The 14,897-nt window shown below is 68.0% G+C and carries 13 protein-coding genes; 5 read left to right on the top strand and 8 right to left on the bottom strand.

The genetic code is table 11. The features are described from left to right. Window positions 1-106: 106 nt before the first annotated feature. The 5 genes from BKN51_RS28295 to BKN51_RS28315 all read right to left on the bottom strand — a co-directional run bounded on the left by BKN51_RS28295 (window position 107) and on the right by BKN51_RS28315 (window position 5,491). Entirely contained in the window at window positions 107-1,639 is a 1,533-nt protein-coding gene (locus tag BKN51_RS28295; protein WP_101610538.1) for a DHA2 family efflux MFS transporter permease subunit, read from the bottom strand. Between the two features lie 226 nt (window positions 1,640-1,865). Next, on the bottom strand, window positions 1,866-3,134 hold the full coding sequence (locus BKN51_RS28300; RefSeq protein ID WP_101610539.1) for a YeeE/YedE family protein: 1,269 nt from the start codon (window positions 3,132-3,134) through the stop codon (window positions 1,866-1,868). A gap of 213 nt (window positions 3,135-3,347) precedes the next feature. Further along, window positions 3,348-3,947, bottom strand: a complete 600-nt coding sequence (locus BKN51_RS28305) for an LppU/SCO3897 family protein (protein WP_233222965.1) — start codon at window positions 3,945-3,947, stop codon at window positions 3,348-3,350. Window positions 3,948-4,058: 111 nt separating this feature from the next. Continuing rightward, on the bottom strand, window positions 4,059-4,580 hold the full coding sequence (locus BKN51_RS28310; RefSeq protein WP_101610541.1) for an LppU/SCO3897 family protein: 522 nt from the start codon (window positions 4,578-4,580) through the stop codon (window positions 4,059-4,061). 74 nt (window positions 4,581-4,654) lie between these two features. Continuing rightward, window positions 4,655-5,491 (bottom strand): Bax inhibitor-1/YccA family protein, encoded by an 837-nt coding sequence (locus BKN51_RS28315; RefSeq protein WP_101610542.1) that lies wholly within the window; start codon window positions 5,489-5,491, stop codon window positions 4,655-4,657. Window positions 5,492-5,805: 314 nt separating this feature from the next. Between BKN51_RS28315 and BKN51_RS28320 the strand changes: the two genes are divergently transcribed. The 4 genes from BKN51_RS28320 to BKN51_RS28335 all read left to right on the top strand — a co-directional run bounded on the left by BKN51_RS28320 (window position 5,806) and on the right by BKN51_RS28335 (window position 11,303). Continuing rightward, a complete protein-coding gene (locus BKN51_RS28320; protein ID WP_101610543.1) occupies window positions 5,806-7,266 on the top strand; it encodes a SpaA isopeptide-forming pilin-related protein in 1,461 nt (486 codons plus the stop codon). A gap of 12 nt (window positions 7,267-7,278) precedes the next feature. Continuing rightward, on the top strand, window positions 7,279-7,977 hold the full coding sequence (locus BKN51_RS28325; RefSeq protein ID WP_101610544.1) for a class F sortase: 699 nt from the start codon (window positions 7,279-7,281) through the stop codon (window positions 7,975-7,977). A gap of 100 nt (window positions 7,978-8,077) precedes the next feature. Continuing rightward, window positions 8,078-10,069, top strand: coding sequence for an SDR family oxidoreductase (locus BKN51_RS28330; RefSeq protein ID WP_101613503.1), 1,992 nt, complete (start codon window positions 8,078-8,080; stop codon window positions 10,067-10,069). Between the two features lie 118 nt (window positions 10,070-10,187). Next, window positions 10,188-11,303, top strand: coding sequence for a cell division protein DivIVA (locus BKN51_RS28335; RefSeq protein WP_101610545.1), 1,116 nt, complete (start codon window positions 10,188-10,190; stop codon window positions 11,301-11,303). 81 nt (window positions 11,304-11,384) lie between these two features. On the opposite strand, the gene BKN51_RS28340 is transcribed toward BKN51_RS28335, so the two are convergent. Then, window positions 11,385-12,710, bottom strand: a complete 1,326-nt coding sequence (locus BKN51_RS28340) for an amidase (protein ID WP_101610546.1) — start codon at window positions 12,708-12,710, stop codon at window positions 11,385-11,387. A 28-nt stretch (window positions 12,711-12,738) separates the two neighbouring features. Continuing rightward, the gene (locus BKN51_RS28345; RefSeq protein WP_101610547.1) at window positions 12,739-13,833 is read right to left on the bottom strand and encodes an alkene reductase; all 1,095 of its coding nucleotides are present in this window, start codon (window positions 13,831-13,833) and stop codon (window positions 12,739-12,741) included. Between BKN51_RS28345 and BKN51_RS28350 the strand changes: the two genes are divergently transcribed. Then, a complete protein-coding gene (locus tag BKN51_RS28350) occupies window positions 13,832-14,314 on the top strand; it encodes a MerR family transcriptional regulator (protein WP_101610548.1) in 483 nt (160 codons plus the stop codon). The two genes, BKN51_RS28345 and BKN51_RS28350, sit on opposite strands and share 2 nt — an antisense overlap. A gap of 6 nt (window positions 14,315-14,320) precedes the next feature. Here BKN51_RS28350 and BKN51_RS28355 read toward each other — a convergent pair whose 3' ends face one another. After that, the gene (locus BKN51_RS28355; protein ID WP_101613504.1) at window positions 14,321-14,896 is read right to left on the bottom strand and encodes a TIGR03086 family metal-binding protein; all 576 of its coding nucleotides are present in this window, start codon (window positions 14,894-14,896) and stop codon (window positions 14,321-14,323) included. Window position 14,897 lies beyond the last annotated feature (1 nt).

The raw sequence follows: 14,897 nt of genomic DNA on the forward strand, positions 1-14,897 counted from the left end.
CCTTTGGGAGACCTCTCGGTCATCTCAAAGAGAGCAAGGGACCTTTGCTCACGTTCGTTAGCACGCTAACTGACGTGAGCAAAGGTCCCTTGCTTCCTTCCAGGCCCTAGTGGGTCATGATCGGCGGGGCCGCGGGGACCTCGCCGTCGACTCCCTCGGGCAGCGCGGGCTTGGTCTTCGGCAGGAACGCCGCCGGGATCAGGCACAGCGCGAGCAGGATCATCGACCACAGGAACGTCGTCGAGAACGCGTCCGCGGTCAGTCCCGAAGCCACCTCGTGGGTCGCCGGGTTGAACACCGCCGCCGTCGCCGCCAACTGCCCCTGCGCGGTCGGCACGCCGAACTTCCCGGCCAGCAGCGCCGCCAGGATGATCGACAGCACCGCCGCGCCGATCGCGCCCGCGGTCTGCTGCACGATGTTCGTCGCCGTCGACGCCTTCGCCATGTCCTCCGACTTGAGCGTCTGCAACGCGGCCGAGGTGATCGGCATCATCGTCGCGCCCATTCCGAGCCCCATCACGAACAGCGCCGAGAGCAGCAGCCAGTACGGCGTCGTCGCGGTGAGCTGGGTGAAGGCGATCAGCCCGGCGAGCATCAGTACGAGACCGGGCAGCACGATCTTCCGCGAGCCGATCTTGTCCGCGAACCGGCCCGCGATCGGCATGGTCAGCATCGCGCCGAAACCCTGCGGGGCGAGCAGCAGACCGGCGTTCATCGCCGATTCACCGCGCGCCAGCACGAAGTACGTCGGCAGGAGCAGCATCGCGCCGAAGAACGCGACGCAGAAGAAGGTCATCGTCACCATGGCGACCGAGAACGACCGGTTCTTGAACAGTTTCAGGTCGACCAGCGGGTTCGAGACCCGGCCCGCCCGGAACACGAACGCCACCAGCAGCCCGACCCCGGCCAGCGCGGGCAGCCAGACGTCCACCGCGCCGACACCGCCCGCCGACGGGATGTTCGAAACACCGAAGATCAGCGCGGCAAGGCCCGGCGACACCATCAGCATGCCGACGAAGTCGAAGCGCTCGCTGGGTTCCGGCCGGTCCTTCGGCAGCAGGCGCCAGGCCAGGACCATGGTGATCAGGCCGATCGGCAGGTTGATGTAGAAGATCCAGCGCCAGCTCACCGCGTCGACCAGCCAGCCGCCGAGGATCGGGCCGCCGATCGGGCCGAGCAGCATCGGCACGCCGAGCACGCCCATCACGCGGCCGATCCGGTGCGGTCCGGCGGCCCTGGTCAGGATCGTCATGCCGGCGGGCATCAGCATGCCGCCGCCGAAGCCCTGCAGGACCCGGAAGACGATCAGCGATTCGACGTCCCACGCCATGCCGGCGAGCATCGACCCGATCAGGAACAGCCCGATCGCGGTCATGTAGAGCCGCTTCGTGCCGAACCGGTCCGAGGCCCAGCCGGTGATCGGGATGACCGTGGCCAGCGCCAGCATGTAGCCGGTCGCGATCCACTGGATGGTGTCGAACGAGGTCTGGAACTCGATGGTCAGTTTCTGGAGCGCGACGTTGACGACCGTCGTGTCGAGGATCGCCATGATCGCGCCGAGGATGACGACGACGGCGACCTTGAGCACACCCGCGTCGAGTTTGTCGCCGCCCGGCGCGGCCGGACTTTGCGTTGACATGAAAAACCCGCCCCTGATACTCAGTGGACGCGACAACCCCCGTGGTCGCGACTACGGAATTTGACGCCCGACGTCGTCGCCAGGCCTTCCCCGACCGCGCTTGTGCATTAAGGCGCAAGCGCGGGTATGTAGCCGAGGGTAGCCGAACACGGGTTTTACATGCCAACTTTTTCCCCGTACGCGGACCGAAAGGGCAAGCCCGCGTACGAGACGTCACAAAGAGTGATCAGCAGACGCTGTCCTTGGGAGCCGGGTTGCCGAGCCCGAACAGCGGTCGCAGCTTGAGCCCGATCCAGGTGCCGCCGAGCGCGAACACGCCCCACAGCCAGCCGTGCAGGCTGCCGACCGAGATGCCGCCGAGGTAGGCGCCGATGTTGCAGCCACCCGCCATCCGCGCCCCGACCCCCATCAGGATCCCGCCGAGTACCGCGGCGACGGCGGTCCGCCACGGGATCGAGCTGTGGATCTTCCACGCGCCCGCGGCCGCGGCGGCGACCCCCGCGCCGATCATGATCCCGATGTCGGTGAGGCTGTTCTTGTCCTTCCAGATCGGCCCCGCCAGCGAGGCCGCGTTCGCCTTGAGCCGCCAGAACTCCCACGTCTCGGGGTGCAGGCCGAACACCTGCAGGATCTTGGCGCCCCACAGGCTGAACGCGCTCGTGACACCCCAGATCCCGCCGGACACCAGGAAGACCGCGCCCGCCAGCACACCGAGGACGACGGCGCCGACGAGGATCGGCCAGGAACCGCGGAAGATCCGGGCGAACCCGTGCGCGGTCGGGACGACGTCGACCGGCGGCGGGTTGCGGCGCTTCTGCACGAACCGGGTGCCGAACACGATCGCGGCGAGGACGGCGACCGTGATCGCCCACGAACCGAACCAGCCGACGTGGTCGGACAGCAGGATCCCCTTGAACTCCGGCCAGCCCGAAAGCAGCGGATACGCCCAGGTGTAGAGGACCGAACCGGTGATGAACCCGCCGAGGGTCAGCACGATCGTCGACTGCCCGGAACCGACCGCGAACAACGTTCCCGACGCGCACGCGCCGCCCAGTTGCATCCCGATGGCGAAGATCGTCGCGCCCACGAACAGCGCGAGCCCCAGCCCGCCCGCGGTCGGGTTCGGCGTGCTGCCGAACAGACCGGAGCCGGTGCCGACGATCAACGCGATCAGGGTCGCGGCCGTGCCGAGCAGCAGTGTGTGCGCCCGCAGGCCTTGGCCGTTGCCGACCGCGATCAGCTGGCGCCAGGCCGAGGTGAAGCCGAAGCGTGAGTGGAAGAGCGCGAGGCCGAGCAGCAGACCGAGAATGAGCAGGACGCCGAACTTCGCTCCGTGCGCCGCCCAGACGTACCAGGTCAGCCCGACCGCGAGGGCACCCGCGACAGCCAGCGGCACGATCTTGACCGGCTCCTCCGGTCGCGGGATCGGGGCGGCGCAGGAGGTCGGGAAGTCGAGGAGTTTCTTCTCACCGGCTTGGGTTTCTGTCGTCGCCACCAGGACTCCAGGTCGATCGGCGGGTTGGGGACGAGCAACGTTAGGGCCGGTGACCGCTCGGTCGCAGCCCGTCCCACACTGTGCGACGAATGGCGGCGCGCACACGGCCGGATGGCGGCGGCGACACCAAAGGTCCCTTGCTCCCCAGAACGCGTGAAGGCCCCCTTCCCGCGGCTGAGCCGAGGGAAGGGGGCCTTCACGCGAAACGAGGTGCTACTTGCCGCCCTTGATGAAGCACATAGTGGTCGGCGGGGTCGAGTAGCTGATGACGTTGGTGGCTTCGGTGCCTTCGCACACCGCCTTGTCCACCTGCCCATCGACGATCTTCAGGAACTCGACCTCCTTGGCCGGGTCCGAACACGGCACCTTCTTGTAGCCCGCGGTCCCGGCGCCGAAGTTGGCCAGGCAGTCACCCTGCTTGACGTTGACCATCAGGCAGAGCTTGTACGAGATACGACCGGTCTGCGAGTACTCGTCGTACGCGCCTTCCGGGCAGGACTCGTTGTCGCCCACCTTCGCCGCGACCTTGACGTTGGCGTCGGCGGTCCCGCAGTCGGCCTGCTTCGGGTCGGCCTTGCTGGTGAATTCGGTGACCGCGAGGCAGTCACCGACCTTGGCACCGTCGGTGCCGGTGAAGTAGTTGACCGCGTACCCGCCGGCGACGAGTACGACGATCACGATCGGAAGGGCGATCTTCAGCCACGCGAGCTTGGACCGCTTGGGCGCCACCGGCTGAACGCCGGGAGGCGGACCGAAAGCGTCGGGCTGTCCCACCGGCGTTTGGCCCCCAGGGGCCGGTTGGGAAGTGGTCACCGAGAAACCTCACAGTTGTGAAGAGGAATGAGAACCTCGATATCAAACACTCACCGTGATCGACGCCACCCATCGGGCCCCCATACGAGTGAAAGCCCCTGGTCGAGATCGCTATTTACCGGCTTTGACGCAGACCGTCGAAGGCGGAGTCGAGTAGCTCTTGAGATCGGTCGCCCCGGTGTCGTCGCAAGCCGTATCGCCCGGAGCGCCGTCGATGACCTTCACGACCTCCGCGTCCTTCGTGGGATCCGAGCACGCCACCTTTTGGTACGCCACGCTGTCGGCGAGGAAGTTCTCGAAGCAGTCGCCCTGCCTGGCGTTGATCATCATGCAGAGTTTGGACGAGGAGAAGGTCCGGTCGATGGTCAGCTGGTCGTACTCGCCCTGAGGGCAGGCGCCGCCGCTTTCGGCTTTCGCGCCGAGCTTCGTGTTGGCCTCGATCGAACCGCAGTCCGCCTTCGACGGCTCGGCCTCGACGTCGCCGAAGGTGGTGACCGCGTAGCAGTCGCCCACGACGGTGCCGTCCGCGCTGGAGAGGTACCCGGTGACCCAGGTCGCCGCGCTGATCACCACGATCGCGACCGGCACCAGGATGCCCACCCAGAACCACTTGGAACGTTTGTGCTCGGTCATGTCAGCAGAGTATTCACCGACACGGAAAAGGGCGCCCCGATCGCTCGGAGCGCCCTTTCACGGAGAGGCGTCGGTCATTCGCGGAAGTACGAAAGCAACCGCAGGATCTCGAGGTACAGCCAGACCAGCGTGGTCATCAGGCCGAAGGCGACGTACCAGGACCACTTCGACGGCGTGCCTTCGCGGATCATCCGGTCGGCCTGGTCGAAGTCGAGCAGGAAGCTGAACGCCGCGACACCGATCACCACGAGGCTGAAGATGATCGCGATCGGGCCACCGTCACGCAACGGGTTGAAATTGAAGAAGAGGCTGGTGACGAGGTTGACCAGCATCATGATCGCGACACCGACCACGGCGCCGATGATCCACTTCGTCAGCTTCGGGGTGACCTTGACGGCACCCGTCTTGTAGACGACCAGCATCGCGATGAAGACACCGGTGGTACCGACGATCGCCTGCAGCGCGATACCGGGGTACAGCGCTTCGAAGAGGCCACTGATCGCACCGAGGAAGACACCTTCGACGGCCGAATACGCCAGCGTGAGCGGACCGCTCGGCATCTTCTTGAAGATGATCACCAGCGAGATCACGAGGCCGACGATCATCGAGCCGACGAGCACGCCGATCACGGCACCGGGGATGCCGAGGATCTTGCCGGACGCCGACATCGGGATCTGGCTGATCGCCCAGATCGCGGTGAGCACACCGGTCACCAGCGCGGTGCCGAGGCTCAGCGCCGTCTTGATGACGACGTCGTCGACGGTCATCGGACGGTCGTCGGCACCGGCGGAGGTCTGCGGAGGGCCGTAGCCGGGCACGCCGCCCTGGGGTTGGTTGAAGCCTACGTTGGGTCCGTACTCCGCCGCGCCACGCGGCAGGTTCCGGAACGCCGGGTTGCTACTGGATCGCACCTGATCCTCCTGGATCTACTGGCACCTGCATCGGGTTCAACGACCGCGGGGGCCGCCCGGTTCCCGTCGAAGTAAAGACGACTTTACTCACATTCGGCACGGGGCCCATCCCCCACACCGTATGCGGCGGAGATCACGACCGTTCACCGATACCCCACCTGATGACCTCTTGCCAAAACCGCTGATCACAGGCCACCCTGCACGATGCGTGTTCGGATAATCACCGAAGGCGTGTCGGGGAACCTATCGATCGTGTGACCTGCATCGACGTAAAAGGCGCCGGGGCGGAGCACGGCCAAAGGAGTCAACACACCATGGGGTGGACCACACGCCCGAGCGTGCGTTCGCGCGCCTTGACCAGCCTGATCGCGACGTGCCTACTCGGCGCCCTGTCCGCCACCGTCGCGGTGACACCGGCCTCCGCCGACCCGAAACAGGGCGTCGGCCACGCCGTCACACCCGGCCAGCCGTTCGGCGGCCACGACCAGGCCAGCGACTGGCTCGGCTCCTACGTCGTCAACGGCAAGCACGTGTTCTGCGTCAGCTTCCAGCAGAAGGCACCGGACACGAACGAGGAGTACAAGCCCGGCGACGAACTGCTCGACAAGTGGGGGCAGAAGCTGCCGGAGGGCATCGCGGCCAACATCTCCTACCTGCTCCTCCGCTACGGCGGAACGCAGGACAACGCCGAAGCCGCCGCGCTCGCTCACCTGCTCCATTCCTGGACGGCCAAGCCGAGGTCCGACACCGACACCGACCCGGAGCTGCCTTCCAACAAGATCGGCTACAAGATCCAGGAACATCTCGACCAGCTGAAGGCACAGCACCCCGCTGCCGCCACGGCCGTCGAGAAGCTGACCAAGGACGCCGAGGCCAATCGGGGTCCTTGGACCACCGCCATCACGCCGCCGAAGGAAGACCAGCACATCGGCACCGCGGGCGAGTGGACGATCAGCGTCAAGAACGCCAAGGGCAAGGGCATCTCCGGGGTGCCGGTGAAGCTCACGCCGTCGAACGCGACCGTCGACGGCGGCGAGACCACCAAACCCGCGTCGACTTCGACCGCCAAGGCCGCCACGGTGAAGACGGGCGAAGACGGCACCGTCACGGTCAAGGTGACGCCGACCGGTGACCAGCCGAAGCTGGCCAGCACACTGTCCGCCCCCGCGGACCGGCCTTACGTGCAGTTCCCGGTCGACACCGGTGTGCAGAAGGTCGTCTCGACCGGTGGTGAGAAGGAACTGAAGGCCCAAGGTGTCGCGGTCGTCTCGAAGCCCGGCAAGGTCCAGGTGACGAAGGTCGACGCGAAGACCGACAAGGGCATCGCGGGTGCCGCGCTGCGGATCACCGCCAAGGACAAGACCACCGCCGCCGTCGGCCACGACGGCAAGCCGCTCAACGGCGCCGACGGCAAGCCCGCCGTCGTCACCACCGAGGGCGAGACCGGGACGGTCACCGTGGAGAACCTTCGGACCCCGCAGGAGATCTGCGTGGTCGAGGTCAGCGCACCGCCGGGCTACACCAACGCGTTCGACCCGAAGAATCCGCCGTCCGCCTGCGGTGAGCTCAAGCCGGGTGAGACGCTGGCGCTCAAGGTCGCCAACACACCCAACGAGGTACCGCGCACCATTCCCGCCGGTGACCGGCCGGTGGCGATGATGCAGGGCACCGTCGAGAACTCGGCGTCGACCGCCGGGATCCTCGGCGTCGGCGCGCTCGCGCTGCTCGGTTCGCTGATGGTGGGTGTGGCCGCGCGGCGGTCTTCGCGACGCTAAGAGGGTTCAGGAATGTCAGTACGACGCGGGTTCGCGCTGGGAGCCGTCACGGTCCTGTGCGCGGACCTCGTCGCGGCCTTGATCATCTGGCCGCCGACGACCGTGGTGGCGGGGACGGCACAGCCCGTCTCCGCCTCCGTCGCGGGCGGCGCCCCGGCAGCGCCCGCGCAACAAGAAGTCCCGCCTCCGCCGGAGATCGTTCCCACGACGCCACCTCCCGCGCCGTCGCCGTCGTCGCCGTCGTCGTCGAAGGAACCCGAAGCCCCGAAACCGCAAGGCCCCGGAACGATCCGGCTGCCCGCGGGCGGCGCGGCGAAGCTGATCCGCAAGGAACTCGGACCGGGCGCGGAGCTGCCGGTGCCGGAGAATCTCGGCGAGGTGACCTGGTGGGGTGCCGAGCTGAGTTCGGCGACCGGGGCGAGCGTGTTCGCCGGGCACGTGAACTGGAAGGGCGCGACAGGCCCGTTCGCCGAGTTGTGGACCGAGCGGATCGGCGGCGCCGTCACCGTGGTCGACAAGGCGGGGAAGTCTTGGCAGTACAAGGTTTCCCAGCTGATCACGCTGAAGAAGAACGAGCTGCCGCAACGGGCGGACGAGCTGTTCGGCCAATCCGGTCCACATCGGATCGTCCTCGTCACCTGCGGTGGCCGCTGGGTCGGCGGCGAGACCGGCTACGCCGAGAACCGGGTCATCATCGCCGACCCCGCATAGTTACCCGTGAGTAACTTCACGGGTGCCGTGGTGGTCAGCGCCGTCGTCATGCAGCAGAATGCCGGTGGACGCGGGCGAGCACGGTGAAAGGGTGAGGCAGATGGCGACTTTTCTGGTGACCGGGGCGACCGGACTGATCGGGCGCCAGTTCACCCGGCTGCTGCTCACCAGGGAGGACGTCGACAAGGTCGCGCTCGTCGTCCGCGCGTCCTCGCGGGACAAACTCGCGAAACTCGTGAACGCCTGGCCGCATCCGGAACGCGTCACCCTCGTCATCGGTGATCTCGGCGAGCCTCTGCTCGGCGTCGGCGAAGACGACCGAGAGAAGCTTCGCGGTGTCGATCACGTCGTGCACCTCGCCGCCCTTTACGACCTGACCGCCGACGACGAAGACAGCATCAAGGCCAACGTCGAAGGCACCGCGCAGGTGATCGCGCTCGCCTCCGATCTGAACGCCGGCTGCCTGCACCACGTGTCCTCTGTCGCCGTCGCCGGAGACCACGAGGGCATGTTCACCGAGGAGATGTTCGACGTCGGCCAGCGGCTTGTCACGCCGTACCACCGCACGAAGTTCGAGGCGGAGCGCCTCGTGCGCGAGCAGCAGGACGTGCCATGGCGGGTGTACCGGCCCGCGGTCGTGGTCGGGAACTCCGAGACCGGCGAGATGGACAAGATCGACGGCCCGTACTACCTGTTCCCCGCGATCAGCAGGCTGACCGGGCTGCCCGACCTGCCGATCGTCGGCCCCGACCTCGGCGACACCAACGTCGTCCCGGTCGACTACGTCGCCGAGTCGCTGAACGCCCTGATCACCACGAAGGGCCTCGACGGACGCGCGTTCCACCTGGTCAACCCGGAACCGCAACCGGTCGTCTCGGTCTACAACGCCTTCGCGAAGGCGGCCGGCGCGCCGACGATCTCCGTGCAGCTCAACGAACGTGTGTCCAAGGGCATCGTCAACCTGGTGAAACTGAGCGAGCACATCCCCGGCTTCACGATCGCGCGCGACGCCGTGATGGAGCGCCTCGGTATCCCGCCGGTGCTACTGGAGACCATGGCGTTCCCGTCGGTGTTCTCGTCGGCGTCGACACGCAAGGCGCTCATCGGCACGGGCGTCGAGGTTCCCAGGATCGAGGACTACGCGCCCACGCTGTGGCGTTACTGGCGTGAACACCTGGACCCGTTCCGCGCCCGCAAGCACGGCCCGCGCGGCGAACTGGACGGACGGCGCGTGATCATCACCGGCGCGTCGTCGGGTATCGGCCGGGCGACCGCGATCAAGGTCGCGGCCGCGGGAGGGGTGCCGCTGCTCGTGGCGCGGCGGCAGCACGAACTCGAAGAGGTCCGGGACGAGATCATCGCCGCCGGCGGTACGGCGTCGGTGTACCCGGCAGACCTCACCGACGAGGAGTCGGTGCACAAGGCCGTCGACGCGATGCTCGCCGACCACGGCCGGATCGACATGCTCGTGAACAACGCAGGCCGGTCGATCCGGCGTTCGATCAAACTGTCGTACGACCGGTTCCACGACTACGAACGCGCGATGGCGATCAACTACTTCGGCGCCGTCCGGCTGATCCTCGCGGTACTGCCGCATATGTCCGAACGGAAATTCGGGCACGTCGTCAACGTCTCGTCGATCGGTGTGCAGGGAATCGCGCCGCGCTTTTCGGCGTATGCGGCGTCGAAGGCCGCTTTGGACTATTTCTCCCGGATCGCCGCGACCGAGACCCACGGCGACGGAATCACCTTCACGACCATCCACATGCCACTCGTGCGCACGCCGATGATCCGGCCGACGAAGATCTATGACGCGTTTCCGACGAAATCGCCGGATCAGGCCGCGGACATGGTGATGAAGGCGCTGAAAGAACGTCCGAAGCACATCGGCACGCCCGCCGGGCAGGCCATCGGGCTCGCCTACACGCTCACCCCGGGGCTCACGGATGCCGTGGCCTACCAAGGATTCCGCGTGTTCCCGGACTCGGCGGCCGCGGGTGGCGGCGGCGGCCTCAAGATCGGCAAGGGCGAGCAGCATCTGTCCCGCGCCGCGATGGCCCTCGCCCGGCTCAGCCGCGGCTTCCATTGGTGACACTGCGCACACGGGTGGCGGCCGTTCAGGTGAGGAACAGCTGCTGAAAGACGACACACGTCGGTGAATCACCAAGCCTGACAACGGCGACGCCGGGTACGCAGGTACCGTCGTGACCATGGTTCCCGAGCGAGACAACGGCCTGTTGCCCCTGCGGCGCGAGTACACCCAGGCCTGGCACGGCTTCGACCGGAACGAAGTGCGCCAGTATCTGGATCATCTCGAAGCCCAGCTGCATCGCGTGATCACCGACCGCGACGCCGCGATCGCCCAGGCGACGTCGGCGTCGCGCGAACTCGAAACCGTGCGCCACGAGGTGGCGAAGCTCAACGCCAGGATCGAGGAGCTCAAGAAGCCGCCGGAGCGGCTCGAGGACCTCGACGAGCGGATGCAGCGCACCGTCACGCTCGCGCAGGCTCGTGCCGAAGAGGTCACGAAGCGTGCCGAGGTCGCGGCCGAGAAGCACTGGGCGTCCTCGAGCGAGGCGTCGAAGAAGCTCCGTGAGCGCTACACGCGGCTCGTCGCCGAACTGGACAAGCAGGCGGACGCGCTGCACTCCGAGCACGAATCCGCGCTCGCCGAGACGCGGGCCGAGGTCCACCGGCTGACCGTCGAGGCCGCCCAGCGCCGGGAACTGCTGGACAACGAGGCCGAGCGCAAGCGCCGGAAGATCGAGCGCGAGTTCGAGCAGACGATCACGGCTCAGCGCACGTCGCACGAGAAGCACATCGCCGACCAGCAGACGGCCAGCAAGAACCAGGCCGAACGCCGGATCGCGGAAGCGACCGCGGAAGCCAAGCGCCGCGTCGACGAGGCGACCGCCGAGGCCAAGCGCCGGCTCGACGAGGCCACGACGACAGCCGCCCAGCGCACGACCGCCGCCCAGCGGAAGGTCGAGAGGCTGGCGGAGATCCGCGAGCAGGCCCGCAAGAGCCTGCTGCAGGCCGACGAGGTCCTGAAGGGCAGCGAGGCGATGCTCGCGGCACTGCCCGAGGAGTCGGTGATCCCGCACGCTTCGAAGCTCGTCGGCGGCGACAGCAAGGCCGAAGAGACGAAGCCTGCCGCCAAGCCCGCCGAGCAGCCCGCGTCGAAGGCCGCCGCCCCGGCCAAACCTGCCCCCGCCAAGCCCGCTTCTTCGGCGCCTGCCGCCGCTGCGCCGAAGAACGGACAGGGCGAGCAGAACGGCCCGAAGGCGAACGGCCAGAAGCCGTCGCCCGCCAAAACCGGCTCCTGACCAGCGCGAAGTAGCAAGGGACCTTTGCTATCGCTCTCTTTCGGAGAGTGACAGCAAAGGTCCCTTGCTCTCTTTCCAAGGTCAGGAGGTGGTGGTACGGGGCCAGGGGTTGGCCGCTTCGAGCTGGGCCGCGAGGCCGAGGAGGAGCGCTTCCCCGCCGGGCGCGGCGACGAGCTGAACGCAGGCCGGGATGCCCGAGGGATGCACGCCGACCGGCACCGACATGGCCGGATAGCCCGCGAGATTCCACAGGCCGGCGAAGCCCGCGACGCGCACGGACGGCAGCACGTTGGCGATCCACCGGCTTTCGTGCCACCTGCGGGCCTTGAGCGGGAGGCTCGCGAGCATGGGCGTGACCAGGACATCGTGGTCGGCGAAGAATTCTTCGGCACGCTCCAGCCAGTGCTCGCGGGTGGTCTCGCGGACCCGTTTCGCCATCAGATGCCCGAGCCGGACGTGCGTGCGCGTCCGGGGCTGGAGTGCGCCGAGATCGAACTCGGCCGCTTGTTCGGCCGGGCCCGCGACCCACCGCGCGAGGAGGCCGCCGATGGCTCCGGCGCTGTACCGAGGTGTTCCGGGCGCGACGGTGTGCCCGGCCGCGCGGAAAAGCTCTCCGGCCTGGGCGACGGCCCGGCTGAAGGCGCGCGGCAACGGCGCCCTCGTCAACGGGACCTGAGTCGACAGGGCGATGCGGGACCGCTTCGGGTCGGCGAGATCGGCCAGGCCGGGCTGTTCCGCGAGGACCGACATCAGCACGGCCGCGTCGGCCACGGTGGTCGTCATCGGACCGTGCGTGGACAGGCCGAACCAGCCGTCCTCACCCGGCACCTGGACCACGCCCTTGCCCGGTTTGAGGCCGACGAGCCCGCACATCGCGGACGGCAGCCGGATCGAGCCCAGGCCGTCGGTGCCGTGCGCGATGGGCACCAGCCCGGCCGCGACGGCCGCGGCACTCCCGCCCGACGAACCGCCCGCGGCGTAGGACGGATTGCGCGGATTGCGCGCGGTCCCGTTCGGATCGTCGCTCGACGGCCAGATGCACAGCTCCGGCACCCGGGTCAGGCCGACGATCACCGCGCCGGCCGCGCGGAGGCGTCGCGCGATCTCACCGTCCTCTGTGGACACCGTCGACGAGCCCGCACGCGACCCCCACGAGGCGTACTCACCCTCGACCGGCGCGACGTCCTTGACCGCGACCGGCACTCCGGCCAAGGGCAGGTCGGCCAGGTCCGCGCGTTCGGCGACGGCTGCGGCCTCGGCGAGCGCCTCTTCGGCCCGGACCCGGCGGAACGCACCGATCACCCCGTCGGCCGCCGCGATCCTGGCCAACGCCTCACGGGTCACCTGGACCGGGTCGAGTTCCTTGGCACGCACAGCCGCCGCGATTTCCACTGCCGTCTTGACCATCCCCGCACTGTAGAGCGGGCCGCGAAGATCAGCTGCGCGCCGAACAGGCGAACTTCGCCGAGTCCGGTTCGAAAGCCGGGAAATCGGTGTAGCCGTCGAGCCGGGCGCCGTAGTAGACGGCGTGGTCCGCGCTGGCGAGTGGGGCGTCGAGCGCGAATCGGGCGGGCAGGTCCGGGTTCGCGATGTACAGCCTGCCGAAGGCGACCACGTCGGCCAGCCCGGCTTCGATCAAGGACTCACCCTCGGCCCGGGACGTCGGCTCCTCGGAGCGAAGGTTCGCGACAAGCGCCCCCGGCCACAACGGCCGCAGGTAGGACAGCGCCTCGGCCTCAGGAGTGTCGATGACGTGCAGGTACGCGAGCTCGTACCGGCGTAGTTCCGTGAGCAGTCGTGAATACACCTTCTTCCAGTCGTCTTCCACGATGTCGTTCTCCGGGTTGCCCGGCGAAATCCGCAGGGCGACCCTGGCCGCGCCGATCTGTTCGGCCACGGCCGCCACCACCTCGAGCGGGAAACCGATCCGGGCGGCGGGCGAACCGCCGTAACGGTCTTCCCGGCGATTGGTGTTGCGGGCAAGGAACTCCTGGATGAGGTATCCGTTGGCACCGTGGAGTTCCACGCCGTCGAACCCGGCGTCGACGGCCCGGCGTGCCGCCGCGGCGAAGTCCTGGACGACCTCGCCGATCTCGTCCTCGCCGAGCGCGCGGGGCTCGACCGTCTCCGTCCAGCCGCCTGCCACGAAGATCCGTCCGGCCTGCCGGACCGCCGATGGCGCCACCGGGATCCGGCCCATCACACCGGGGTGGGAGACCCGGCCCGCGTGCCAGAGCTGCGCGAAAATGCGGCCACCTTCCTCGTGCACGGCCTCCGTCACCTCACGCCAGGCCTCGGCCTGGCGGTCTGTCGCCAGTCCGGGGATACCCGGACCGCTCTTGCCGGTCTCGGTGACCCAGACACCTTCACTCACGATCAAGCCGGCGCGCGCGCGTTGCGCGTAGTACTCGGCTGTCAGCGGATGTGGCACGCCTGTCTTGTCGTCGGCCCGCCCCCGTGTCATCGGGGCCATCGCGACGCGGTTCGGCAACCGCATCGCGGCACCGTGGAATTCTTCGAGCAGCCTCATGAACGCGAAGCTAAACCCTGACACCGGCGTCACGGTCAATCTCGGTTTCCCCGGTTACTGTGGCCTCATGCGGATCGGCGAACTGGCGGAGCGGACCGGGGTGAGCGTCCGCTCGTTGCGGTACTACGAGACGGAAGGCCTGCTGCGTCCCGACCGGAGCGGCAACGGCTACCGGACCTTCACCGAGGACGACATCGCCCGGGTTCTGCAGATCCAGCTCTTCTATTCGGCCGGGTTGTGCAGCGGCAAGATCGCGGAACTCCTTCCCTGTGTTTCCGGCGACGACACACATTTGGTGCCTTCACCGGAGATGACCGGCGAACTGGAGATCGCCAAGACCCGGATCCAGAACCAGATCTCCTTGCTCACCACCTCTCTGTCGGTTCTGGAGCGTGTCCTGGCCGCGGCCAAGGGGACCGACGCCGCCGAGGTACCGGTTCCTTCCCGGCCGGCCCGGCGACACCGGGGCATTCACGTCTGACCGCTGTCAGGCGTTCGGATCGCGGCCCAGCAGCCCGAGCAGCCTGTCCTGCAAAGGCGCGTCCTCGGGCACTTTCACTTCGGGACCGAAGACGACGATTCCCGGCCCGAAGGCACCTGGGATCCTCATCTGGTCGGGGATCTCCTGCGCTCCGGGCCACATCCGGGCGACCTCCGCCGGGTCGATCGTGCCGTCCTGACCGGTGGCACGGGCCAGATCCCAGCCGTGGACCACCATGTCGGCGCTGACGACCTGGTCGATGTGCTGCCCGGCGGTCATCTTCCCCGCCGGTGTCTCGTGCTCCGTGGCCACGAGCACGGGATCGGCGAGGACGGCCTCGACATCGGCACGAGCCGCCCGGAAGGCGCCGAGCGGGTCTTCCAGGAGTGACGGCGCCGGCCCGAGCTCACGTCCGACCGGGCGCAGCATCGCGCCGTGCATGTCGACGATGTGCCCGACGACGTCCCTGGCGTTCCAATCAGCGCACGGAGACCTGTTCTCCCACTGCCCGGCTCCGACGGCGGCCACCTTGCTCTCGAAGGCGTCGGCCCGGACGCGATAGCGATCCGCGATGGCGTTCATC

This window comes from Amycolatopsis sp. BJA-103, from assembly GCF_002849735.1.
In the GTDB taxonomy this organism is placed as follows: domain Bacteria; phylum Actinomycetota; class Actinomycetes; order Mycobacteriales; family Pseudonocardiaceae; genus Amycolatopsis.